The organism is Sharpea azabuensis DSM 18934 (assembly GCF_000702165.1).
GTDB lineage: Bacteria > Bacillota_I > Bacilli_A > Erysipelotrichales > Coprobacillaceae > Sharpea > Sharpea azabuensis.
Genome location: NZ_JNKU01000018.1, coordinates 1 through 24,671, shown reverse-complemented (window position 1 = coordinate 24,671; position 24,671 = coordinate 1). Strand labels below are relative to the sequence as shown.

Below are 24,671 nucleotides of genomic sequence, written 5' to 3'. Positions count from 1 at the left end.
AGATTTTTATGCGTCTTGATGAAATGCAACATATTCTGGGAATTACAAATGAAAACTTTGCACGATATCAAGAGAGTGGCTTGATACCTGTCAAAGAAAGCTATGACCGCAAGGACTTAGAAGACCTTGAGCTTGTGACAATCTTGGATTCAACACATGAAGAAGCACAGGAAATCAAGAAGTTCTTACAGAATATCTCTGATGATACGAAATATCGTATACTCAAGAAAGCACGTTATTCTTATTATGAAGATATCTATCGTCAGAATGATGAAGTCAAGGTTGAGGAGAATAAACTCTGGAAAGCAAAGCAAACTCATCAACAGTAGGCAAGCATTTCTATTTATGATATAATGCCACAAAAGGGGGATATTTATGAAGTTGAAAAGATTAGGGACAATCCTTTTAGCAGGATTACTCGCTGTTGGATTGACAGCTTGTGGAGGCTCTTCTTCAAAGAAAGCAGATACGTTTACTGTTGGCTTTGACCAGAACTTCCCACCATTTGGCTATAAGGATGACAAAGGAAACTTTACGGGCTTTGATATTGATCTTGCGAAAGAAACGGCTAAACGCATGAACAAGAAGATCAAGCTTCAGCCTATTGACTGGGATGCCAAGGACATGGAACTTGATAGTGGTACAATTGACTGTATCTGGAATGGCTTTACTATGAATGGCAGAGAAAACAAATATACTTGGACAAAACCATATATGAATAACCGCCAGGTTGTTGTTGTTAAGAAAGCTAGCAAGATTGCAACACTCAAAGACTTGGCGGGTAAGATCATGGAAGTCCAGAAAGACTCATCAGCCCAGTCAGCCATTGATGCCAATAAGGAACTGAAGAGTTCATTCAAGAATTATTTAAGTGTTGCCGACTACAATACAGCCATGATGGACTTAGAAAGTGGTGCTGTTGATGCAGTAGCCATGGATGAATTTGTCGCTAAGAAACAAATTGAAGGTAAAGAAAACACTTATGCCATTCTTGATGAATCGATTTCTTCAGAACAATATGCAGTAGGCTTCAAGAAGGGCAATACAAAGCTTCGTGATGAAGTAGAGAAAACGTTAATCGCTATGGTCAAGGATGGCACTTTTGCGAAGATCAGCAAGAAGTGGTTTAAAGCTGACTATGGCATTCTAAAAGCAAATTAAACCAAGCGTTGCTTGGTTTTTTTCTAAGGGGGATATTATTTATGAATTTAATGGATTTATTTGTCCAGCTAGCAGGTGGCATGGGCACAACGCTACAGATTTTCTTTCTGACACTCATCTTCTCTTTGCCTCTTGGCCTCATTGTCGCTTTTGGCAGAATGAGCAAGCATCTGATCCTTAAGAATATCGTACGCGTCTATATCAGCATTATGCGTGGGACACCACTGATGTTGCAACTTCTTGTCGTATACTTTGGCCCATACTATATGTTTGGCATAACGATCTCTCCAATGTATCGTGGTGTTGCTGTTATTATTGCCTTTGCTCTTAACTATGCTGCTTATTTTGCGGAAATCTATCGTAGTGGTATTGAAAGCATGCCTAAAGGACAGTATGAAGCCGCCAAGGTTCTTGGCTATTCTAAAACGGCAACTTTCTTTGTCATCATCCTGCCTCAGGTGATCAAACGCATACTCCCATCTCTCACAAATGAAATCATTACACTTGTCAAAGATACATCATTGGCTTTCTCGATTGCCTATGCCGAAATGTTTACAGAAGCAAAGGCGATTGCCGCTACAAGTCGCTCCATGATGCCATTTGTCGCAGCAGCAATCTTCTATTATATTTTCAATGCCGTTGTTGCTTTTGTCATGGAAACAATTGAAAAGAAAATGAGTTATTATGAATAAGGGAGAAGAGTGTATGAGAATATTGGATTTACAACACATTAAAAAATCATTTGGTGACAACGAAGTCTTAAAAGATATTGACTTGGCAGTTGAAGAAGGTCAAGTTGTTTCCATTATTGGACCTTCAGGTTCAGGCAAGTCAACATTACTGAGAATTGCGACATTCCTAGAAACAATGGATGATGGCACACTCTCATATAATGAAAAGCCAGTCGTAACTTCTATTAATCACATTGCCAGCTATGATCATAAAAAAGCTATTGAAGAAGCAATGAATACCTTTGGTCTCGTCTTCCAGAACTTCAATCTTTTCCCACATTTCACAGTTCTCAAGAATATCATTGATGCACCTATTCGCAACCAGAAACGAAATAAACAGGAAGTCATACAAGAAGCACGTGAACTCTTGAAGAAGATGGGTTTAAGTGATAAGGAAAATGCCTATCCATGTGAGTTATCGGGCGGACAGCAGCAGCGTGTTTCCATTGCCAGAGCACTTGCCTTAAAGCCAAAAATCCTCTTCTTTGATGAACCAACAAGTGCCCTTGATCCAGAGCTCACACTTGAAATTCTGAAGGTTATCAAAGAACTTGCAAAAGAAAAGATGACAATGGTTATTGTCACCCATGAAATGCAGTTTGCGAGAGATGTCAGTGATGTGATTGTCTTTATGGATAAAGGTGTGATTGTTGAAAAGACAACACCACAAAAGATGTTCACAAGTGACAATGAACGCACGAAGGCCTTTTTAGGCAAATATTATGATCAGCAGGAAACCCATTAGTTTCCTGTTTTTGCATATTACTATTAGATGAGAGCAAAATCCGTTATAATCAAGTTAAGGAGTGTCTATGAAAAAACAGTTTGAAAATAATCGACAATTAATTCTTTATTTCATAAAAGGCTCAAAAACCTATTTTATTCTTGCCATTCTCTTTGCCGCTGCAGCTTCACTTTTTGATCTTATTAACCCACGCATTATCAGCTTTACGGTTGATAGTGTCATTGGTTCTAAAAAAGCAAGCTTGCCTGCTTTCTTTAATGGCTTTATCCAAGGTGTTGGAGGGATAACATATCTAAAAGGCCATATCTATCTTATTGGTGTATTTGTAGTGATTGTTGCCATTATTGGGGCATTATTTCGTTATCTCTTTAGGCTTTTTAACAGCAAGGGGGCCGAGAAGTTTGTCAAGGTGATGCGTGATGGCCTATTTGAGCATATCGTTCACTTGCCTTTTGCCTGGTTTACGCATAATCCTACAGGAGATATTATTCAACGATGTACAAGTGACGTGGAAACTATCAAGCGTTTCCTTTCAGAACAGCTAACCCAGATGCTACGTATTATCATTATGATTGTTCTTTCTCTTTATTTCATGAGTACCATTTCCATAAAGATGATGCTGGCAGCTGCCATCTTTATTCCCATCATTGTCACTTATTCACTTTTCTTCCATAAGCGTATTGGTGCGACATTTGAAAAGGCCGATGAAGAAGAAGGCGTGCTTTCTTCGATTGCTCAGGAGAACTTGACTGGCGTAAGAGTTGTGCGTGCCTTTGGTCGAGAACGCTATGAACGACAGCGTTTTGAAAAGCAGAATACGATCTATACCAAGGCCTTCATGAAGCTTGATATCCTGATTACCTGGTTCTGGTCGATTGGTGATGGTATCTCAGGCTTGCAGCTCTTAACGATTGCAGCACTGGGCGCTTATTTTGGCGTCAAGGGAGACATCACAGCTGGTGATTATATTGCCTTTGTTTCCTATAATACCATGCTTGTCTGGCCAATTCGTTCACTTGGGCGTGTCATTTCAGATATGAGTCGTGCAAGTGTCTCAATTGATCGTATTCGTTATATTATGAATAGTGAAGAAGAAGAGGATGACAAGGATGCTATAAATGTCGATATGCATGGGGATATTGTCTTTGATCATGTATCTTTCCGCTATAATGATGATGGTCCACTTGTCTTAGATGATATTTCTTTTGCTATTGAAAAAGGCACAACGCTTGGTATCCTGGGTGGGACGGGCTCTGGTAAATCAACACTTATGTATTTATTAGATCATCTCTATGAGGTATCAAGTGGTCATATCTATATTAATGGTGTTGATATTAAACATATTAACCGTGATTATTTAAGAAAGAATATTGGTCTTGTCTTACAGGAACCTTACCTCTTTTCGAAAAGTATTGAGGAGAATATTGCTATTGGGATCCATTCTGCAACCATGGATGATGTTGAAGAGGCAAGCAAGATTGCGAGCCTTAATGAAGCCATCAACCATTTCAAGAATGGCTACAAGACATCGGTTGGTGAGCGTGGGGTAACCCTTTCTGGTGGTCAGAAGCAGCGTACAGCGATTGCCCAGATGGTCATCCGTAAGACCCCAATCATGATTTTTGATGACTCTTTAAGTGCTGTTGATAGTGAAACGGATATGAAAATCCGTCGTGCTCTTGAAGAAAATATCCATGATGCCACAGTCATCTTGATTAGTCATCGTATTACGACATTGATGCAGGCTGATCAGATTATTGTCTTAAATAAAGGCAGGATTGCTGAAGTTGGTAATCACCAGCAATTAAGAAGCCAAAAGGGTATCTATCGCAAGATCTGCGACATTCAGAATATAGGGGAGGACAATTCATGAGAAAATATCAATTCTTTGGCTTAAGAAAGATTATCCCTTATATCAAGCCTTATCGTAAGGAAATGATCATCATGGTGATTTTAGGGGTTGTTTCGAGCTTATTTGATAGTATCTATCCTCTCTTTAATCGCTATGTGCTTAATCACTATCTTGCCTTAAAGACTCTTGATACGATTGTCTATTTTGTTGCTTTATATGTCTTTGTTTTAGTCTTACAGGTGATTGCGAATTTTATTTCAAGTTATATGATTTCCAAAGTTGAACTCTATGTTGGCCGTGACTTGAAAAATGCGAGCTTCAATCATCTTCAGACACTGTCCTTTTCCTATTTTAATACAAATAACGTAGGTTATATTCATGCGCGCGTGATGAGTGATACGGATCGTATTGGTACATTAGTAAGCTGGCGTTTAATGGATCTTGTCTGGAATCTCTCCTACTTGATCATTGTCTTTGTCATAATGGCAAGAATCCATTTGAAGCTGACCTTAATCTTGATGCTGCTCATTCCTATTGCTGTCTTACTGATCATGTATTTCCAAAAGCACTTAGTTGTCTTGAATCGTAAGATCAGAGAAATCAATTCCCTCATCACTGCCAACTTTAATGAAGGTATCAGTGGGGCGAAGAGTATCAAAACACTCGTTGTAGAAGATACTGTACAGCATGATTTTGAAGAAGACTCACGTGAAATGCAGAAAGTCAGTATACATGCGACCCATTATTCAGCTCTTTTTGTATCCACAATATCTATTATGAGTAGCTTAGCTCTTGCCGTCGTGCTCGCTCAAGGAGGACGACTCAGCCAGGAAAATCTGATGGCTATTGGTACGCTTTCTGTCTTTATGAGTTATGCGATTGGCATGATTGACCCGATTCAGGCCATCGTCGAAGTCTTTTCGGCAATGATTCAAGCTCAGGCTAATATTGAACGCTTTAGTACTTTAATGGAAACAAAAAGTGATGTTGCTGATCGATTAGATGTCATTGAACGTTATGGCGATACCTTCCACCCAAAGAAAGAAAACTGGGAAGACTTGCATGGTGATATTGAATTCAAAGATGTTTCTTTCCATTATCCAGATGGAGAAGAAATGGTCTTAGAACATTTCAATCTCAAAGTCCCTCAGGGACAAAATGTCGCTATTGTAGGAGAGACAGGAGCAGGCAAGAGTACGCTTGTCAATCTTGTCTGTCGTTTCTTTGAACCAACAAGTGGTCAGGTGCTCATCGATGGAAAAGATGCCAGAGACCGTTCAACATTATGGCTTCATTCTCATATTGGCTATGTCTTACAGACACCACATCTTTTTAGTGGCAGTGTGCGTGATAATATGCGTTATGGCGCACCAGAAGCAACAGATGAAGAAATCTGGCAGGCACTTGAACTTGTCAAGGCAAGCGAGATTGTCAAGAAGATGGGAAATGGCTTAGACTCTGATGTTGGTGAAGGCGGCGACCTGCTTTCAACAGGTGAAAAACAGCTTCTATCCTTTGCCCGTGCTATTCTTGCCAATCCTGCTATCCTAGTTCTTGATGAAGCGACATCATCTATTGATACGATGACGGAAAAAGCAATTCAGGATGCCATACAGACAGTCATCAAGGGAAGAACATCCTTTATGATTGCCCATCGTCTTTCAACCGTCGTTGATGCAGATGTTATTCTTGTCGTGCGTGATGGCAAGATTGTGGAATCAGGCAAGCATGATGAACTGATGAAAAAACATGGCTATTATTATGAACTCTATAGCAGGCAGTTTGAAGAAATCCAGACTGAAAAAGCTCTCTAGTGTTCTTAGCTTTTACAAAAAATGCCCTTTATAAGAAGAAAAATTGTAAAAGTTATTTAATTGTCTTGAACAAGCATTGAAGTTTATTAAGAATTGATTATCATTAAAGATGTAAAGAAAGAGGGTATAAGTATGAATTACAAACAGATCGTTGAAAAGGCTCAGGAAAGCTATGCAAGATATTTTAAGAATGTTGAACCTTTAACAGAAAAGAAGACAAATGATGTTGTTGTTGATCGTCAGAAAGTTGAAGAAGTCATTGCTCAGGGTGAAGCTCATATGGCTGCTATCAACAAGATCAAGGAAGAAATGAAAAAAGAAGCTACAGAAAAAGCTATTGAAAGTGAAGAAAAGATCTTTGGTGTTCCTGAAGCTACAGAATCACTTGATCATATGACAAATGACTATGTTGCTTATCAGGAAAAGCTCAAAGATTTAAAAGCTAAGCTTGAAACTTTAAAAGAAAAATAATGGAAGTGAAAGGATATCTTCGTGATATCCTTTTTTACTTATACTGATAAAAGTAATATACATAAAAACTATAGCGATTTCACCCTTTCTATACTTGAAAAATAAATCTGTAGGCGTTATACTATAGGTGTTGTGAAACAAATCACATAATAGAAAACAATAAAAAAAGGAGATAATATTATGCAGAGATTTACTTTACCTAGAGATCTATATCACGGAAAGGGAGCTCTAGAAGCATTAAAAACATTGGAAGGTAAAAAGGCAATCATTTGTGTTGGTGGTGGCTCAATGAAACGTTTTGGCTTCTTACAGAAAGCTGAAGACTATTTGAAAGAAGCTGGCTTTGAAGTAAAGTTATTTGAGGGTATTGAATCAGATCCATCTGTTGATACAGTTATGCGTGGCGCTAAGGCTATGGAAGAATTTGGTCCTGACTGGATTGTTGCCATTGGTGGTGGCTCTCCAATCGATGCTGCTAAAGCTATGTGGATTAAATATGAACATCCAGAATGTACATTCGAAGATATGTGTAAAGTCTTCGCTTTACCTAAATTAAGAAATAAGGCACATTTCTGTGCTGTATCATCAACTTCAGGTACGGCTACAGAAGTAACAGCTTTCTCAATTATTACAGACTACGAAAAAGGTATTAAATATCCAATTGCAGATTTTGAAATCACACCTGATGTTGCCATTGTTGATCCAGAATTAGCAGAAACAATGCCACAGAAACTTGTTGCACATACAGGTATGGATGCAATGACACATGCCATTGAAGCCTATGTTTCAACAGCTCATGCAAATTACACTGATCCACTTGCAATATGGGCAATTCGAATGATCAGAAGAGACTTAATCAATTCTTATAATGGTGACATGACAGCACGTGACAATATGCACGATGCACAGTGCTTAGCAGGTCAGGCATTCTCAAATGCTTCTCTTGGTATTGTTCACTCAATGGCTCATAAGACGGGTGCCATCTTTGCTGATTATGGTGCTCATATCATCCATGGTGCTGCTAATGCAATGTACTTACCAAAGGTTATTGCCTTCAACGCTAAAGATCCAGAAGCAAAAGCAAGATATGCACAGATTGCTGATGAATTAAAACTTGGCGGCGAAACTGCTGATGAAAAGATTGCTAACTTAATTGCCTTATTAAGAAACATGAACGATAAGCTTAATATTCCACATTGCATTAAACATTATGGCAAGGATTCTTATCCAACAGAAGAAGGTTTCGTACCTGAAAATGTCTTCTTAGAAAGATTACCTGAAATTGCTAAGAATGCCATTGCTGATGCATGCACACTTACAAATCCACGTAAGCCAACTCAGGAAGAAATGGAAAAATTATTGAAAGCTTGCTACTACGACACTGAAGTAGACTTCTAATAATTCAGGAAGGAAGAAATTCCTTCCTTTTTTGTCATTTGCTTGATTACATCTTAAAACTGACTAAAATAGTAAAGAGAAGGTGAAATGAAATGATTGCTTTCGAAACTTTATTTGCGGATGATCTTTTAAGAAAGGATAAGAACGAAGAATTTGATGAAGAAGAAATGAAAAAAGATCTTGTTGCAGATGATTCTTCCTATTGCCTTTCTGATGATGAAGAAATATGCCATCATCAGATTATCAGCGAGCATTTATCATCATTACACTTATGATTGAAGAAGATACCAGGAGCTCCTGGTATTTTCATTTAGAGTATAGATGTGGTCAGAAATAGACATTTATGTTAGAATGCCACGTGAGGTGAACAAAGTGAAGATTGGATTAGTAATGGAAGGCGGAGCTAATAGGGGCATGTTTACTGCTGGCGTGCTTGATGTGTTAATGGAAAATGGGATTGAACTTGATGCTTCAATTGGTGTTTCAGCAGGTGCAGCATTTGGCTGTAATTATGCTTCTAAGCAGATTGGACGTGCTATACGCTACAATAAGCGATTTGCGAAAGACTGGCGTTATGCTTCATGGCGCTCGTTCTTTTTAACGGGTGATCTCTATGGAGCAAAGTTTGATTATGAAAAGCTGCCCTATGAACTTGATATATTTGATTATCAGGAATTTATGAAACATGATTTTTATTGTGTTTGTACAAATGCTTTAACAGGTGAGCCTCTTTATTACCATTGTGATGAGGACGATAAAAAGACAATGCAGTATATTCGTGCTTCGGCAAGTATGCCCGTTGTCTCACATGCTGTTGAAGTTGATGGTATGAAGTTATTAGATGGAGGTATTGCTGATAGTATTCCATTACAGTATTTTGAATCCATTGGCTATAAGAAGAATGTTGTCATTCTCACACAGCCATCATCTTACCGCAAAGGGCCAATGAAACATACACATATGATGAAGCTGTTATTGAAAAAATATCCAGCCATCTATCAGAAACTCAAGAAGCGCCATCTTGCTTACAACAAACAGCTAAGCTATATCAAGAAGCGTGGAGAATATGGTGATGCATTTATCATTCAGCCACCTTTTAGTCTCAATATTCCAGCGCTTTGTCACTCCGCGCAAGAAAAAGAGCGTGTGTATAGAATTGGTCGCCAGCAGGCTCTTAAACAGCTTGCAAGCTTGAAGCATTTTATTAATGAGGCAAGAAATGAAGAAGATCATTAAGACGCTTATTGTCGTTGCCCTCATTCTAACTGCTAGCTATGGAGGATTGGTTCTCTATAACCGTTTGCAGGTCGATGGTGGTCAGCAGGTCAATGATATGGTTGCCTTCTTAAGCAAGAAGACTGGCATTATTGCTGATGATGAACATTTTTCCGACGATGTGTCAGCTGGTAATTTGTTACGTAGGAAGATGATTAATCGTACCCATCATATCGATATAACCTATTTCAGTAGACAAAAAATAGATGCCCAAGAAATCGCAAAGAATATTTATCAAGAAGCAATCAAACATACAGGTGTTCCCAATGAAGGAGACTATCTGCACTATTCTCTTTCAAGAGTTACGATTTCCTCAAAGCGTACACGTATTATTAATGGATATCATTATGATTTAGCTTATGATATAAACTATCGTACAACCTTATCTAAAGAACAATTGATTGATAAAAAAGTTAAGGCTATAGTCGCTCATGTGAAGGGAACGAATTATCAGAAGATCAAGCAGCTTAATGACTATCTTGTCCATCATATGTATTATAGTGATCGTGGCCGTGGGGACCAATATACAGCCTATGGTGCTCTCGTTAATGGACATGGTGTTTGTCAGGCCTATACTTTAGCGTACTATCGTTTGCTACTTGAGGCGAAAATTGATAATCGAATGATTACTGGCCTGAGCGTCCAGCCAACAGGACGAGAAAATCATACATGGAATATCGTTAAGCTAGGCAATCGCTATTATGATGTTGATGTTACCTGGAATGATGCAGAAGGACGTAAAAATATGTATTTCTTAAAAGGTGACTTGCAGTTTAAAAAGAGTCATCATGCTGATGACATTTATAAAACAACAGCCTTCCAATCAAAATATCCACTTTCTTTATACGACCACTAGTGATCACTGGTGGTTTTTCTTATTGAGCTATGTTAGAATGAGTGAGGTGATTCTATGGAAAAAATAAATTTAAAAAATATCAATGACAAAGATATTGATACAAAACGTCTTTATCAGAGTTATCTTGTCTTACTTGCCCAATATAGCGGCCTTGTGCAGGCAGTTGAACCAACTGATGAAGAACTTGAGGAAGCACAAAATCGCATGGAACTGACATTGAAAAATCGTTTAAGCGAGCTAGAACTTGGGGCAAAGATTGCGATGGAACGTGTTGGTGAGGAGTATGATGTATAATGAAGGAAATGATGGGTATTCTCAAGATTGATGAGAACAACAATGTGACTTATGAACAAAATCATGAGGTTGATACAAACAGACTGAAGGAGTTTTTCTTTTATGCCATTGCCCAATTTGTCATTCATAAAAATGTCAATGAAATGACAAAACAGGATGCTCGCTTTGTCTTTGATGCTTTAAGCTTTATGAATGAAGTTTCAAGCTTTGCGAATGCGAAGATTAATCTTGGCTTGTGTCCACCAATCAGGGACCATCAGCTTGAAAGCAAGGCATGTGAAATTGGCATTGCGCAAAGTGATGAAGGACATCTGATTTTTGTATCGGATGATAAAGAACTGCAGCCTATGCATATGCTTGTTGTTATTGGTGGAGCGATGGGCTATCTATTAGCTCTTGAAGATCGAATTGATGTTTATGAACAGATTGTTGAAACAAGCTTTCAGCATGCATATCAGAGATAAGCTGGCTTTTTTGTTATCAAAATAGTTTGTATTATGCTTATTTTTTTAGTAATTTCGTGATTCATACTACATGTTTTTACTTGGGGTGTGTATAATACTATTAGGTGATAATGCATGGACGAGAGAACATTAAGAATGTTTGAGACCAAGTTTGAGTATACAAAGGAAAAGCTTGCTACTTTGGAAGAAGCAATAGATGAAAAAACCAAGCAAGGCGTAGTCATCAAGGCAATGTATGATGCAAAACTTGGTGATTTGATCTATGAACGTACAAAACTTTTCTATCTATGCCAGTACTTGAATAAACGTGTCTCAATTGTAAAACAATATAGAGAAAGAGGAGAATATATATCTTCAACAATGCTTGATGCAATACTTGAAAGTATGCGTGAAGAGAATATCAATAAACTGGCTGAGTATAAGGAGAAAGTGGAAGCGAGTAAAAGATATCTCGAAAGCGATGATGTTGGCTTTTATGAGAAAGGCATTATCTATGATCAATATAAAGAAATCATCTATAAAATCCATCCCGACTTGCATTATTATACATCACCGACGAATATGAATATTTTTAAAAGAGCACAGATGGCTTTTATTGCCAATGACTATGTTGCATTGGCAGATTTAAACCGTCTTGCCTGTGAGAATAATGAAAATCTCACTTTTAAAGAAAAACAGCTTCTACTAGAAAAAATGGAAAAGCTCATCCAACAAAAGAATATCAAACTTGAATGGATTCCTATTCGCGCCCCATTTGATAAACAGGAGCTTGTTAAGGATGAAGCTATGCTTAATGAAGAAAAGAAAAGACTGATGCATGATATAGAACAATTTGAAATGATCAAGAAACAACTTGAAGAAATAATTGGTCAGATTGTCTTAAAGACAGATGCTTAAATCTTTTTATATAATGAATTTACTTAGAACTATGAACTATTTTACAGGAGGATAATTATGAATCAATCTAATGCAAAGACTACGCTTGTGGCAAAAAATGTAGAAGTAAGGCCACATTGTGTCGTAGGAATTGGCGCAAGTGCTGGTGGGCTTGAAGCTTTGCAGCAATTGCTGACTTTCTTGCCTAGCGACACAGGAATGGCTTATGTCATCATTCAGCATCTTTCACCGGATCACAAGAGTTTACTGGTGGATATTTTAGGAAAATATACTTCCATGCCGGTAGTGGAAGCCAAGGATGGCATGAAGGTTGAACGTAATACCATCTATATGCTGCCACCTAAATATAATATTGAGATTGTCTCAGATACACTTTATTTAAGCGAATATAATCATACTCATATTAATCATCCTATTGATATCTTTTTAAGATCGCTCGCAAGTGCTTATGAAAACAAGTCAGTCGCTGTTATCTTGTCAGGTACGGGCAGTGATGGCACAAATGGCATTCGCTCCATCAAGGAACAGAATGGTGTAATTATTGTCCAATCACCTGAATCGGCTAAATTCGATGGCATGCCACGTAATGCAATTGCTACAGGATTTGTCGACCTTGTTCTATCACCTGACGCTATTGCAAGAGAAATGAGTCATATTTCTGCAAGCATGATGAATGTCAATAAGGATATTGAACTCACTGACAATGATTTAATGAATAAAGTTTTTTCAATACTGCAGTCCGTTACCAATGTCAACTATACTTATTATAAGCAGACAACTGTTCTAAGACGTATTGAAAGAAGAATTGTGATTACACATAATCGTAATTTAAAAGAGTATGTCACATACCTGAATAACAATCCTGAAGAAGCAAAAATTCTCGGTAAGGAAGTCTTGATTGGCGTTACTCGTTTCTTTAGAGATCCGGATTATTTTGATGTATTGAAGGAACGTGTTGTCAAGAAAATCGTGCAGGAAGCTTCACCTAGCGATTTGATTCGTGTCTGGGTTGCTGGCTGCTCAACTGGCGAAGAAGCATATTCCATTGCCATTCTCTTTGCGGAAGTAATGGAAGAATTAAATATGCAAAGAGATATCAAGATCTTTGCTACAGATCTTGATGCTGATAGTGTTAATTTTGCCGGTCGAGGTGTCTATGGTGATAATATTATTGAAGATGTTTCAGTGGCGCGTCTCTCTCGTTTCTTTACAAGACGAGGCAGCAAGTATACTGTCAATCATGAAATCAGAAGAATGTTGATCTTTGCCCAGCATAATGTCTTCCAGGATCCTCCTTTTGGTAAGCTAGATTTAATTAGCTGTCGTAACTTGTTGATTTATTTCCAGAATGTCCTACAAAAGGACCTCTTCTCGATTTTCCATATGGCATTGAAAGATAAGGGCTTCTTGTTCTTAGGACGCAGTGAATCCGTATCTACATATGATAATGTCTTTAAGGTTTATTGTGCTAACGAAAAGATCTTCATTCATGATGCCAGTGGCAAGATGCCTAAGCATGATCGCATCAGCTATTCATTACAGTCGGTTGAAGACTATCTTTCTCCTGTTGCTACATATCATACTTCTTCACGTGATGTTGATCATCAATATTCTTCACAGGAACTTGATACGAAAGTGCTTGAAGATTTAATGCCAGCCTGTGTTGTCATTAATGAAAAAAATGAGCTAGAACACAGTTATGGTGATTGTTCGCTCTTTATTACAATCCCAACTGGCAAGGTCACATTGGATATCTTCCAGCTTGTCCGTAATGATTTGAAGATAGCTGTCAGCAAGGCTTTAAAAGAAGCGCGTGAAAAACAGAAACGTGTGGCCTATGATGAAGTGCCTGTATTACTTGAAAAAAATCCTGAATATATTTCCATTGTCGCTACACCGCTTACTGATAAGCTTGGTGATCGTACTTCAATGACGGCAATTGCCTTTATTAGAGAAAAACGTCCAGTGACTAAGGATATGTCTGTCTACAAGGTTGATACTGCTGCAAGTGAGCGTATTAGTGATCTAGAGCGAGAACTTTCTATCACTCAGGAAAATTTGAAGAATACAGTAACAGAACTTGAAAGTGTCAATGCGGAGCTGCAGACTGCTAATGAGGAACTTTTAACCGCTAATGAAGAATTGCAATCTTCCAATGAAGAATTACAATCCGTCAATGAAGAGCTTTATACAGTCAATTCCGAATACCAAAGCAAAGTCCAGGAACTTGCTAGTGTTAATGATGATATGGCTAACTTCCTATCAACAACACTGGTTGGTATTATCATGGTTGACCGTGATCTTAATATTTGTAAGTTTACTGAATATATTACATCTGAGTTTAACTTAGCTGACCAGGATGTTGGTCGCTCGTTACGCTATATTGCTTATAACTTTGCAACAATCAATCTCATTGAGCTTTGTCATCAGGTTCTACTTGACCTTAAGCCAGTTGAAATACATTGTGCTTCTGTGACAGGCAAGACATATCTCTTACGTATTTCACCATATCGTGCCGTAAGTAAGCAGGAAGATAATAAGGCACCAGTTTCTGGCTTGGTATTGACTTTTGTTGATACGACATCACAAGCCAACAGCATGGCCCAGGTTGAAGAAATGGCCAAAGCGCTTAAAGCAGCTACCGAGAACTCTAAAGCGAAGGAAGCATTCCTTTCCCATATGAGTCATGATATGCGTACGCCGATGACGGCAATTAGCGGCTTAACAGATCTTACTCTTCATATGAATTTACCAGAAAAGGCTAGGGATAATCTAAAGAAAATCGATATTTCTTCTCACTATCTCTTAAATATGATTGAAGAGGTGCTTGAAACAAGTCAATTGAATGCAGGCAAGATTGTTCCTGCTTTTGAGGTGATGAATGAGAATTCTGTATTTGATGATGTCAATGCCATCATCTCACCTAAAGCCAAAGATTCAAAACTACATTATGAATCACATTTTGAAAACTGTCAGGGCCGTTATGCCTTAATTGATAGCGAACATCTGACTAGAATACTCGTCAACATATTAACGAACGCCCTCAAGTTTACGCCTGAAGGTGGCCATGTATCATTCAATGGCAAAGCAAGCTATAAGGATGGCAAGGTTACACATGTCTATACAATCAGTGATGATGGTAAGGGCATGAGTGATAATTTCCAGAAACGTATGTTCCTGCCATTTGAACAGGAAGATGAAGTCAATGAGACAAGAGATGGAACAGGACTTGGTTTATATATTGTTAAAACGCTTGTTGATCTTCTTGACGGTACGATTTCATGTAAATCAGCACTTGGCAAAGGTACAACATTTACATTGACATTCCAGTTTGACTTAGCAACTGATGAACAGATTCATATCAGTGAAAAAGCAAATGATTCATTTGAATCAATCATCTTGAAAGGCAAGAATGTCCTGGTTGCTGAAGACAATCAGTTGAATGCTGAAGTGATTATGGAAATACTAGCTGAAAAGGGTGTGCATTCGGAACTGGCTCGTGATGGTGAAGAGGTTGTTGAAATGTTTATTAATGGTGGTGCCTATCATTATCAGGCAATCATTATGGATATCATGATGCCAATCAAGAATGGCTTTGATGCGGCAAGGGAAATCAGATCCGTTGATTCACCGGACGCAATGACTATCCCAATTATTGCCTTGACAGCTGATTCTTTCGCTGTAACAGAAGAGAAGTGTTTAGCTGCTGGCATGAATGGCCATCTCTCTAAGCCGATTGATACGGAACGACTCTTTATGTTGTTGTCACGTGAGTTTGAAAGAGTAGAAAAACAAGATCAGAAGGAAGCTTAGGCTTCCTTTTTTGTGAGGTAAGTATGGAACAATTAAGTTTATTTGAAAATGAGAATGAGCCCTTGGCAAGTCGCTTAAGACCTGAGAATTTAGAAGAGTTTGTGGGTCAGAGGCATTTGCTTGGTAAAGATAAAATACTTTATCGCTTGATTGAAAATGATCGTGTTCCTTCAATGATATTCTGGGGACCGCCCGGTGTTGGCAAGACAACACTTGCACGCATTATTGCGCATCAGACATCAGCTCGTTTTATAACTTTTTCGGCTGTTACAAGTGGCATTAAAGATATCAGAAATGTCATGCAAGAAGCAAAAGTAGCTCATATGCAGGGGGCTAAGACGATTATTTTTGTGGACGAAATCCATCGCTTTAATAAAGCCCAGCAAGATGCTTTCTTGCCCTATGTTGAAAATGGCAGTATAACACTGATAGGTGCAACAACAGAAAATCCATCTTTTGAAGTCAATAGTGCCTTATTGTCAAGATGTAAGGTCTTTGTCTTAAAGCCTTTAAGTGAAGAAGATCTTGTTGATCTGATAAAAAATGCCCTGCATTCACCAAAGGGTTTTGGCAATCTTACAACAGATATCACTGATGATATGATTCATGCCATTGCACAATTTGCGAATGGGGATGCAAGAAGCGCTTTAACAACACTGGAAATGATCATCTTGAATGCACCGGAAGAAAATGGTGTTATTCATGTAACAAAGGACAATATTATCCAATCAACAAGTAAGAAGTTTCTGCTTTATGACAAGCAAGGAGAAGAGCATTATAATCTCATTTCTGCTTTGCATAAATCCATGCGTAATTCTGATCCTGATGCGGCCATCTATTATTTGGCAAGAATGCTTGAAGCGGGAGAAGATCCAATATATATTGCTAGAAGAGTGACACGCTTTGCTTCAGAAGATATTGGTCTTGCTGAACCTAAGGCGTTAGAAATCTGTGTTGCTGCTTATCAGGCCTGTCACTTTATTGGTATGCCAGAGTGCACCGTCCATTTAACAGAAGCCGTTACCTTCTGCGCACTTGCTCCTAAAAGCAATGCCCTTTATCTTGCTTATAATCAGGCGGCAATGGATGCCAACAAGACAATGGCTGAGCCGGTGCCATTAGTCTTGCGAAATGCCGAGACTAAACTTATGAAGGATTTACGTTATGGGGAAGGCTACCAGTATGCCCATGATGCACCAAATGCCATCACTGCAATGCAATGTCTGCCCGATAGCTTGAAGGATAGAACCTACTATCAGCCAACAAATTATGGACTAGAAAAGCGTTATAAAGAAAAACTCAAAACAATTAAAGAATGGAAGAAAGCACATCAAGAGGATGACAATGATTAGAGAAATAAAAAAAGGAACACAAATATTCAGCAAGAAAGCTAAAAGAGCGACATTGAAAGATATTGAAACAGGTCAAGACCTGTTGGATACATTAATAGCGCATAAGGATGAATGTGTTGGCATGGCTGCCAACATGATTGGTATCAATAAAGCAATTATTGCGATTAGTATGAGTAATGTACAATATGTCATGTATAATCCCCGTATTATTAGAAAGTCAGGTAAATATCTTACGCAGGAAGGCTGCCTTTCACTTGATGGAATGAAAAATTGCATGCGATATCAGGAAATTGATCTAGAGTACAATGATGCAAACTTTAAGAAAGTTCATGCCCATTTTAGTGGCACCATTGCCCAGATTATTCAGCATGAAATAGATCATTGCAATGGAATTGTCATTTAGGAGGCTTTATGATTATAAAAATCAAAGATATCGAAGATGAACGCGTAGATGTCTATAGAAATTTAAGAGAACGTGAACTTTCTCATATCTATGAACCAGATCCTGGCTTGTTTATTGTAGAAAGTCCCAAGATTATTGAACGGGCACTTACTGCTGGGTATCAGCCAGTTAGCGTCCTGATGGATGAAAAAATGAATGATGAACACCTTGCCCTTCTTGCACACTTAAAAAACATTCCTGTTTATGTTACGAGCTATAAAGAGCTTACAAAGCTTACTGGCTATACGCTTACTAAAGGAGCAATGTGCTTAATGCAACGTCAAAAGCTATTATCGCTTGAAGAACTATTACAAAATGCAAAGCGTATTGCCGTTATGGATAATGTGGAAAATCCAACAAATGTGGGAGCAATAATGCGCTCAGCGGCAGCAATGAATATGGATGGCGTCATATTAACCAATGGCTGTGCCGATCCTTTATATCGAAGGGCAAGTCGTGTCTCGATGGGAACTGTCTTTCAAATCAAATGGACAATTGTGCATACTGGCTTATATGAGAAGCTGCATGATTATCAGTTTAAAATTGCTGGACTGGCTTTAAAAGATGATGCCATTGATATTCGCAATAAACAACTCAATCAAGAAGAGAAGCTGGCTGTTGTTCTTGGCAATGAAGGAGATGGACTTTCTGATGAAAGCTTGCAAGCAATGGACTATAAAGTCATTATCCCAATGCATCATGGTGTTGATTCCCTAAATGTTGCTGGGGCTAGTGCAGTTGCTTTTTATCAGCTTGCTCACCATGAGTAATATGATTATTCTTTACAAGAAGCCTTTTTTTCGATAATATGCGTATATTGTGATGGGGAAAGGAATGAGGGATTGGAATGAATGAGATTGTCAGATATGTAATTGGTGGGGTCACTTCATCTGTCGGTGAGTATCTTTCATACTTACTTGCATTAAAAGTATTGAGATTTAGTCCCTATATTGGTGTAATCATTGGCTTTATTGTCAGTACGCTTATTTCATTTGGATTTAATGAATTCATTGTATTTAAGAAAAAGCCTGGAGAAACACGTAATCGCTGGCATGCATTAATGAAGAACTTTATGACCTATCTTTCAACTGGTATTTTCTTAAAAGAATTCCTCATGTATTTATTTATTGATAAAGCTCATTTCTCTCCAACATATGCTCCAATCATTATTCTTATTATTATTGCTCCACTTAATTATCTCATTGCAAAGCTCTGGGCCTTTAAGACGCATGCAAATTAAAATATATTTTGAAAATAAGATTTTCAAAAAGGATCAGCACAAAATAAAATAGACGCATAAAAATAGCGACATCATACATATAGTGAATGATGCCGCTATTTTGTGGTATAATCTCATGCTTTACTGCTAGAAAACTGATAAAGGCGAAATGCATTGATATAATCAATGCTTTTTACCTTTTTGTTTGTTATTTCAGCTTCGTACTTTTCTTTGCGTTAACGACCTGCTGAAATTTTTTCAGATATTTCTGTGTAATGATTTCCCTTGATGGCTGGAAGCCGAATGATTCGGCCAGCGCATCAACAATCTCCGTCCGGGTAAATGATGGAATGTAGTTCGTTCCATTCAGGTGTGATGTTGAAGTCATGAAGCGTGCTGAACACTTCGTCGCATGTGTATTTCTCGTTCAGGTATTTCTTCTCGAGAAGGTGCCCGTTAATTGAGTTCTCCCTTGAGACGTACATCGGTCTTGTCTTAAGCTCGCTCTTCATTATCTGGAAGCTTTCCTCGATTTCCCATCGCTGCTTGTTGGATCTTATGATCAGTGACAGGTCACTGTTAATAATGGTCATTCTTTTTTTGTTTCAGTTTAGCTTATTTTAAGGTGGCTAAAGCGTATGAAAGTAAATGTTGATTTAATAGGAGAGATCAGTTGGATGAAAGAAAAAGGAGAGGCGCTTGAAAATGGGCTCTCCGAAAAAGACATGATTACTTATATTTATGTCTTTTTTTTACTATTTACGTTTAAATACAAGAAAGAGATGATCACACCATAATGCAATGAGAATAAGAGGTCGACTGAAGACTGTAAAGCGATAAAAGTTAGAAAAGAAGACATCAAAATTTCTCAAATAGTATTCATATGCGAAATGGTCAAACAGATAGAATGCAATAAATATGATGGAAGCTATGATGAAGAATAGGCGATGTTTTTTTCATAAAGACTCTCTCCTCTCTAAAAAGTATTATCATAGCTGAAAAAAATAGCCAGCTTATGATATGTGACTTAGAAAAAACAATCAATGCCCTGATTAGTGAAGATTTGTTGGTAGGAAAGAAGGTCTTCGGGATGTAAGGCTTTTGTATTCTCGTAGGCATAATTGCGGTGAAGCAATTGATATTTCTTTTCACCCATTTGATGGAATGGCAAGAGCTGGACTTTCTTTAAGCCTAATTCTTTTAAGTGTGTGGCAATTAACTTTGCATCGTCTAAAGAATCGTTGAAATGAGGAATGACTGGTATACGTGGGAGGATTTCAATGTGTTGTTCAATAGCCCATTTGAGATTCTTTCTGATAAGCTCATTACCAACCTTTGTTCCTGCTTGATGTTTTTTCAGAATCGGCATGCTTGATATCAAAGAGTAATAAATCAAACATCGGAGCAAGTTCTTGGAATACGTCTTCAGGCACATATCCTATTGTTTCAATCGCAAGATGAAGATTGTGCTTTTTCAAGGCAGAAAGTAATTCACGTAGGAAATCAGGCTGACTCATGCCTTCACCACCGGATATCGTAATACCCCCACCGCTCTCTTCATGGAAAGGCAAGTCTTGAAGACAGATTGCCACAACCTCCTCAACACTCTTATATTCCCCTTCATTACTTAAGGCATGTCCAGGACAATTCTTCACACATTCTAGACAGCCGATACATTTATTGAAGTCTACATGAATGCATTGATCCTGATGTGTTAATGCATGCGTAGGATAGAGATGAACACAATTGAGACAATGCAGGCAGTCTTCTTGGTGATAGAGGACCTGAATCTTTGCCAGATGGCTTTCTGGGTTTGCACACCATTGGCATCTTAAAGGACATCCTTTTAAGAATAGTGTTGTCCTGATGCCAGGACGTCATGAATGCTGAACTTTTGTATATTAAATAAGATACCATTACTCATAAGCTATATCTCCTTCGCGATTATTGTAGCAGTTTGATGGCGAGGGATAAATAAAACTTACGAATGAAAGCTAAATATCATTTAATTGAAATAATATTGACTAATTTCTAAATAATGCTACGATATACTTGTAGAAAAAGTGATGTATATTTCAAATGAAATTAAAAGGAGAAGCTTATTGAAAACAAAGAACACTTTGGTCAGCATACTGATCGTATGCAAGCATTCCGTGAAGAAGTACTTGATAAAGAGCGTGCAATGATTGTCACAAAGGTTTATAAAGAAATGAAGATAAGCCAAAAGTGCCTTTGTTTTATGATAGAATGTAAACAGGAGGATATTATGAAGTTAGGTATTCTAGGTACGGGCAAGATTGTTGAAGAAATGTTGCCGATGTTAGTTGAACAGGATGTGGAGAAAGTTTATCTATTTTCAACCAAGCGAAGTGAAGAGAAGGCAAGCATGTTAGTAGAACGCTATCATCTTGATGGTCATTTTGTAGATTTTAAAGAATTGCTTGAGAGTGATGTTGATACGATCTATATTGCGTTGCCTAATAGCTTGCACTATGCGTATGCTAAAGAAGCTTTGCTGGCAAATAAGCATGTCATTTGTGAAAAGCCAATGACAAGTACGATTGAAGAAGCAAGAGAACTTGCTTGCTTGGCAAGAGAGAAAAAGCGTATTCTTACTGAAGCTGTAACACTCTATGCAATGCCAGCAGTCATGAGCTTAAAAGAACATTTAAATGAAATTGGTCAAATTAAAATTGTTTCTTTAAACTATTCACAATATTCAAGCCGTTATGATCGTTTTAAAGAAGGCATTATAACACCGGCGTTTGATCCTTCTAAATCAGGAGGAGCGCTTTATGATATCAATGTTTATAATGTGCATTTCGCAATCAATCTTTTTGGCAAGCCAAAAGATGTTGATTATTATGCAAATATTGAAAGGAATATTGATACTTCAGGCATTCTTTTAATGGACTATGGTCAGTTCAAGTTGAGTGCAATTGGGGCAAAGGATACAGCTGCACCATTAGTGAATACAATTGAAGGCGATAAAGGCTATATTACTATTCATTCACCGGTTTCGCGCATGACACAATATACTTTACATCTACATTCAGGTGAGGAGTATCTCTATGACTTTGATGAAAAGAAGCATGCGATGAGCTATGAATTTAAAAGAATGATTACAATGATCAAAGAGAAGAATGATCAGCTTGCAGAAGAAATGATGGAAAACTCATTAGCTGCTAGTGAGGTCTTAACAACGGCAAGGAGAAAGGCGGGTATCGTATTCGATGCAGACAAAGATTAATGTAGGATTTATTGGGGCAGGGAAATCAACCCATCGCTATCAGGCACCCTTTATCTTAAGAAGAAGCGACAAGTTTACAATCAAGACGATCTGGGCAAGACATCTTGATCATATCCAATGGGAAAGAATTCCCGATGTCAATTACACGGATGATTTAGAAAGCATGCTTAACGATAAAAAAATAGAGCTTATTGTTGTCTCAACACCCGTCATGCACTATGAATATGCCTTAATGGCACTCGAACATGGCAAGCATGTGCTTGTGGAAAAGCCATTCACGACCACAAGCGAACAGGCAAAAGAGATTTTTGATCTCGCTAGCCAAAAGGGCCTGATGGCTATGTGCATCCAGAACCGACGCTTTGACTCCGACTTTTTAACAACTCAAAAAGTCATTGAATCAGGTAAGCTAGGTGATATCTATGAAGTAGAGATGCATTATGACTATTACCGCAAGGATGTGGTGGATGCGACTGATCACTTCGATAGCTATCTCAGCTTCCTATATGGCCATGCCTGTCATACGCTAGATCAGGCACTAAGCTATTTTGGCAAGCCCGATGATTATCATATGGAAGTCAAACAGATTATGGGCAAGGGAAGAATGAATGACTACTTTGATATTGATTTCTATTATGACAATGCCCTCAAGGTGACAATTGCCTCATCCTATATGCGCATAAAGCATCGCCCAAGATTTATCGTCTATGGCACAAAGGGGATGTTTGTGAAGGTCACTGAAGACCGCCAGGAGGCAGATCTGAAGCGCTTCTATATGCCAACTCTCGATCATCCAGACTTTGGCATGGACCGTGAGGAACATTATGGCACGATCACTTATTATAATGAACATCAGGAATATGTCGAAGAGAAGGTGCCAACAGTGACTGGTGACTATAGCCGCATGTATGATGCTATCTTTGAGACGATAAGAAACCACAAGCCTCAACTTGTGACACCAGAACAGACATTACTACAATTGAAATTGCTTGAAGAAGGCATTAGTCAATGCGAATAATTGAGAGAAACTTAAAAGACCGGGCTGTTACTTATGTAACATGCCTGGTCTTTTGAAATGAACAAGAATCAATCCTTTGGTATATGTATAGTTAAACGAACTGATCATGGTTCTCTATATTTTTGCATCATGCTTTTAAAAAGTTCGGCAGTCGTTGGTGGTGTATAGGTGATGGCATTGGCACCAGCTTCAATCGTCGCCCTAATGCTTTCTTCGCTCTTACCGCCACTTGCCATAATGGGAATATCAGGATGCTCCTGACGTATTTTTGCGACAAGGCTGGCAGTGTTAGCTCCTGCTGCAACGTTGAGAATGGTTGCTCCGTGTCTAATTCTTGATGAAATATCTGTTTCTGGACTTGTTACGGTAATGATGACAGGAATATCTACCACCTTGCTGACGGCAAGAAGGTTAGGATTTGTGATTGGTGAATTTAAGACAACACCCATAGCGCCTAGACTCTCCACATCTTTAGCGAGTCCAACAGTTCTTAAACCGCTTGTTGTGCCACCTCCGACACCACAAAATACAGGTGTATAGCTTGCTTCAATGATTGCTTTAGAAATGGCCTGCTGTGGGGTAAATGGATAGACGGCAAATACTGCATCGGCATCACAGTTGCGAATAATCGCAATATCTGTTGTAAAAACAAGAGACTTAATGCGTCTACCAAATATAACGATACCACTTGCTTCACGAATAACTGGTGGCATTTCTAGTATATTATGTCTAAGCTTAGTTGTGATATAAGGAATTTTCTTTTTATCGATTTGTTCTTCCATTTTACTAGCCTCCCTTTAACCACTATATTATAACATATTCACTTGATTATAAATAAGTTACAATCATCTCATTTAAAAGATTTCAACAATTGTGGTATAATACTTCTGTCAAGGAGGATTGAACAAATGGATAATGAAAGAGGATCATTAGAATATCGTTATGATACACAGTTATTGATTGAAGGCCATGACCTAGATGAAGATGATATTCATGATTACATCACAGAACATTTTAAGGGTGACTGCTTACTTGCAGTAGGGGATGAAGATTTAATTAAGATCCATTTCCATACGAATGAACCTTGGGATGTTTTAAAGTATTGTCGTACACTTGGTGAGATTTATGATATCGTTGTTGAAGATATGGATCGCCAGGCAAGAGGACTCAAAGGATAAAAGAGAGGGAACTCTCTTTTATTTTGCCTTGTAGAGGCTATATTTTTATTTTAAGCAACTTTTTTCGCAAAAAGATGAAAAAAGGCTTTACAAGAAAAACATGCGATGGTATAGTAAATAAGCATTCAGCAGTGAGTGCAAGCCGAACACTGATAACTGAACAGAAACACGTCAGATAAACAAGAAAAGACATTCGGAAGAATGCAAGCAATAGAGAGAGCTAGATGCTCTCCATGAGACGATGGAGAGTTTGATCCTGGCTCAGGATGAACGCTGGCGGCGTGCCTAATACATGCAAGTCGGACGGAGCGCTTCGGCGCTCAGTGGCGAACGGGTGAGTAGCACATGGGCAACCTGCCCTTCAGAGGGGGACAACAGCTGGAAACGGCTGCTAAGACCGCATAGGCGCGGACGGGACATCCCGTCCACGTTAAACGTCCT

The 24,671-nt window shown here is 38.3% G+C and carries 26 protein-coding genes, 1 rRNA gene and 1 pseudogene; 24 read left to right on the top strand and 4 right to left on the bottom strand.

All coding sequences use genetic code 11. The features are described 5' to 3' along the window. Positions 1-8: 8 nt before the first annotated feature. From T529_RS0105290 to T529_RS0105200, 19 genes are all read left to right on the top strand, one after another. Entirely contained in the window at positions 9-329 is a 321-nt protein-coding gene (locus tag T529_RS0105290) for a hypothetical protein (protein WP_033162574.1), read from the top strand. Positions 330-375: 46 nt separating this feature from the next. Then, positions 376-1,161 carry an amino acid ABC transporter substrate-binding protein gene (locus T529_RS0105285; RefSeq protein ID WP_033162573.1) on the top strand — a complete coding sequence of 262 codons (786 nt, stop codon included), beginning with the start codon at positions 376-378 and terminating at the stop codon, positions 1,159-1,161. A 41-nt stretch (positions 1,162-1,202) separates the two neighbouring features. Further along, positions 1,203-1,853, top strand: a complete 651-nt coding sequence (locus T529_RS0105280; RefSeq protein WP_033162572.1) for an amino acid ABC transporter permease — start codon at positions 1,203-1,205, stop codon at positions 1,851-1,853. A 13-nt stretch (positions 1,854-1,866) separates the two neighbouring features. Further along, positions 1,867-2,637, top strand: a complete 771-nt coding sequence (locus tag T529_RS0105275) for an amino acid ABC transporter ATP-binding protein (protein WP_033162571.1) — start codon at positions 1,867-1,869, stop codon at positions 2,635-2,637. Between the two features lie 67 nt (positions 2,638-2,704). Then, positions 2,705-4,510, top strand: coding sequence for an ABC transporter ATP-binding protein (locus T529_RS0105270; protein WP_033162570.1), 1,806 nt, complete (start codon positions 2,705-2,707; stop codon positions 4,508-4,510). Next, positions 4,507-6,303 carry an ABC transporter ATP-binding protein gene (locus T529_RS0105265; protein WP_033162569.1) on the top strand — a complete coding sequence of 599 codons (1,797 nt, stop codon included), beginning with the start codon at positions 4,507-4,509 and terminating at the stop codon, positions 6,301-6,303. The genes T529_RS0105270 and T529_RS0105265 overlap by 4 nt, the downstream gene beginning before the upstream one ends. A gap of 132 nt (positions 6,304-6,435) precedes the next feature. After that, entirely contained in the window at positions 6,436-6,774 is a 339-nt protein-coding gene (locus tag T529_RS0105260) for a hypothetical protein (RefSeq protein ID WP_033162568.1), read from the top strand. Between the two features lie 180 nt (positions 6,775-6,954). After that, positions 6,955-8,172 carry an iron-containing alcohol dehydrogenase gene (locus T529_RS0105255; protein WP_033162567.1) on the top strand — a complete coding sequence of 406 codons (1,218 nt, stop codon included), beginning with the start codon at positions 6,955-6,957 and terminating at the stop codon, positions 8,170-8,172. Positions 8,173-8,264: 92 nt separating this feature from the next. After that, positions 8,265-8,447: a hypothetical protein gene (locus T529_RS0105250; RefSeq protein WP_033162566.1), complete on the top strand. Its 183-nt coding sequence runs from the start codon at positions 8,265-8,267 to the stop codon at positions 8,445-8,447. Between the two features lie 97 nt (positions 8,448-8,544). After that, positions 8,545-9,408, top strand: coding sequence for a patatin-like phospholipase family protein (locus T529_RS0105245; RefSeq protein WP_033162595.1), 864 nt, complete (start codon positions 8,545-8,547; stop codon positions 9,406-9,408). Continuing rightward, positions 9,392-10,303, top strand: coding sequence for a transglutaminase domain-containing protein (locus T529_RS0105240; protein WP_033162565.1), 912 nt, complete (start codon positions 9,392-9,394; stop codon positions 10,301-10,303). The genes T529_RS0105245 and T529_RS0105240 overlap by 17 nt, the downstream gene beginning before the upstream one ends. A gap of 54 nt (positions 10,304-10,357) precedes the next feature. Continuing rightward, positions 10,358-10,597: a hypothetical protein gene (locus tag T529_RS0105235; RefSeq protein WP_033162564.1), complete on the top strand. Its 240-nt coding sequence runs from the start codon at positions 10,358-10,360 to the stop codon at positions 10,595-10,597. Beyond that, positions 10,597-11,061: a hypothetical protein gene (locus T529_RS0105230; protein ID WP_033162563.1), complete on the top strand. Its 465-nt coding sequence runs from the start codon at positions 10,597-10,599 to the stop codon at positions 11,059-11,061. The genes T529_RS0105235 and T529_RS0105230 overlap by 1 nt, the downstream gene beginning before the upstream one ends. A gap of 114 nt (positions 11,062-11,175) precedes the next feature. Beyond that, on the top strand, positions 11,176-11,958 hold the full coding sequence (locus T529_RS0105225; protein WP_033162562.1) for a hypothetical protein: 783 nt from the start codon (positions 11,176-11,178) through the stop codon (positions 11,956-11,958). Between the two features lie 57 nt (positions 11,959-12,015). After that, a complete protein-coding gene (locus T529_RS0105220) occupies positions 12,016-15,771 on the top strand; it encodes a chemotaxis protein CheB (protein ID WP_051646866.1) in 3,756 nt (1,251 codons plus the stop codon). A 23-nt stretch (positions 15,772-15,794) separates the two neighbouring features. Beyond that, the gene (locus tag T529_RS0105215) at positions 15,795-17,123 is read left to right on the top strand and encodes a replication-associated recombination protein A (RefSeq protein ID WP_033162561.1); all 1,329 of its coding nucleotides are present in this window, start codon (positions 15,795-15,797) and stop codon (positions 17,121-17,123) included. Beyond that, positions 17,116-17,526, top strand: a complete 411-nt coding sequence (locus T529_RS0105210; RefSeq protein ID WP_033162560.1) for a peptide deformylase — start codon at positions 17,116-17,118, stop codon at positions 17,524-17,526. Before T529_RS0105215 ends, T529_RS0105210 begins: the two co-directional genes overlap by 8 nt. A gap of 8 nt (positions 17,527-17,534) precedes the next feature. Next, positions 17,535-18,335: a TrmH family RNA methyltransferase gene (locus T529_RS0105205; protein ID WP_033162559.1), complete on the top strand. Its 801-nt coding sequence runs from the start codon at positions 17,535-17,537 to the stop codon at positions 18,333-18,335. 77 nt (positions 18,336-18,412) lie between these two features. Next, complete coding sequence (locus T529_RS0105200; protein WP_033162558.1) at positions 18,413-18,805, top strand: GtrA family protein; 393 nt, start codon at positions 18,413-18,415, stop codon at positions 18,803-18,805. Between the two features lie 187 nt (positions 18,806-18,992). Here T529_RS0105200 and T529_RS13735 read toward each other — a convergent pair. After that, positions 18,993-19,365: pseudogene (locus T529_RS13735) on the bottom strand (IS1634 family transposase); the annotation flags it as partial. 57 nt (positions 19,366-19,422) lie between these two features. Between T529_RS13735 and T529_RS13080 the strand changes: the two are divergent. After that, positions 19,423-19,581: a hypothetical protein gene (locus T529_RS13080; RefSeq protein WP_156032166.1), complete on the top strand. Its 159-nt coding sequence runs from the start codon at positions 19,423-19,425 to the stop codon at positions 19,579-19,581. Positions 19,582-19,811: 230 nt separating this feature from the next. Here the strand turns inward: T529_RS13080 and T529_RS13660 are convergent, their stop codons facing one another. Continuing rightward, positions 19,812-20,153, bottom strand: coding sequence for a glycyl-radical enzyme activating protein (locus T529_RS13660; RefSeq protein WP_338010838.1), 342 nt, complete (start codon positions 20,151-20,153; stop codon positions 19,812-19,814). Further along, complete coding sequence (locus tag T529_RS13655) at positions 20,110-20,652, bottom strand: glycyl-radical enzyme activating protein (RefSeq protein WP_338010839.1); 543 nt, start codon at positions 20,650-20,652, stop codon at positions 20,110-20,112. Before T529_RS13655 ends, T529_RS13660 begins: the two co-directional genes overlap by 44 nt. Before the next feature lie 398 nt (positions 20,653-21,050). Between T529_RS13655 and T529_RS0105190 the strand changes: the two genes are divergently transcribed. After that, positions 21,051-22,034 carry a Gfo/Idh/MocA family protein gene (locus T529_RS0105190; protein WP_033162593.1) on the top strand — a complete coding sequence of 328 codons (984 nt, stop codon included), beginning with the start codon at positions 21,051-21,053 and terminating at the stop codon, positions 22,032-22,034. After that, positions 22,018-23,052, top strand: coding sequence for a Gfo/Idh/MocA family oxidoreductase (locus T529_RS0105185; protein ID WP_033162557.1), 1,035 nt, complete (start codon positions 22,018-22,020; stop codon positions 23,050-23,052). Before T529_RS0105190 ends, T529_RS0105185 begins: the two co-directional genes overlap by 17 nt. A 104-nt stretch (positions 23,053-23,156) precedes the next feature. On the opposite strand, the gene T529_RS0105180 is transcribed toward T529_RS0105185, so the two are convergent. Then, the gene (locus T529_RS0105180; protein WP_033162556.1) at positions 23,157-23,834 is read right to left on the bottom strand and encodes a beta/alpha barrel domain-containing protein; all 678 of its coding nucleotides are present in this window, start codon (positions 23,832-23,834) and stop codon (positions 23,157-23,159) included. A 126-nt stretch (positions 23,835-23,960) separates the two neighbouring features. Between T529_RS0105180 and T529_RS0105175 the strand changes: the two genes are divergently transcribed. Both T529_RS0105175 and T529_RS0105170 read left to right on the top strand, forming a co-directional pair. Then, positions 23,961-24,230 (top strand): dihydroxyacetone kinase, encoded by a 270-nt coding sequence (locus T529_RS0105175; protein WP_033162555.1) that lies wholly within the window; start codon positions 23,961-23,963, stop codon positions 24,228-24,230. Between the two features lie 238 nt (positions 24,231-24,468). After that, positions 24,469-24,671 (top strand): 16S ribosomal RNA (locus T529_RS0105170); the annotation flags it as partial.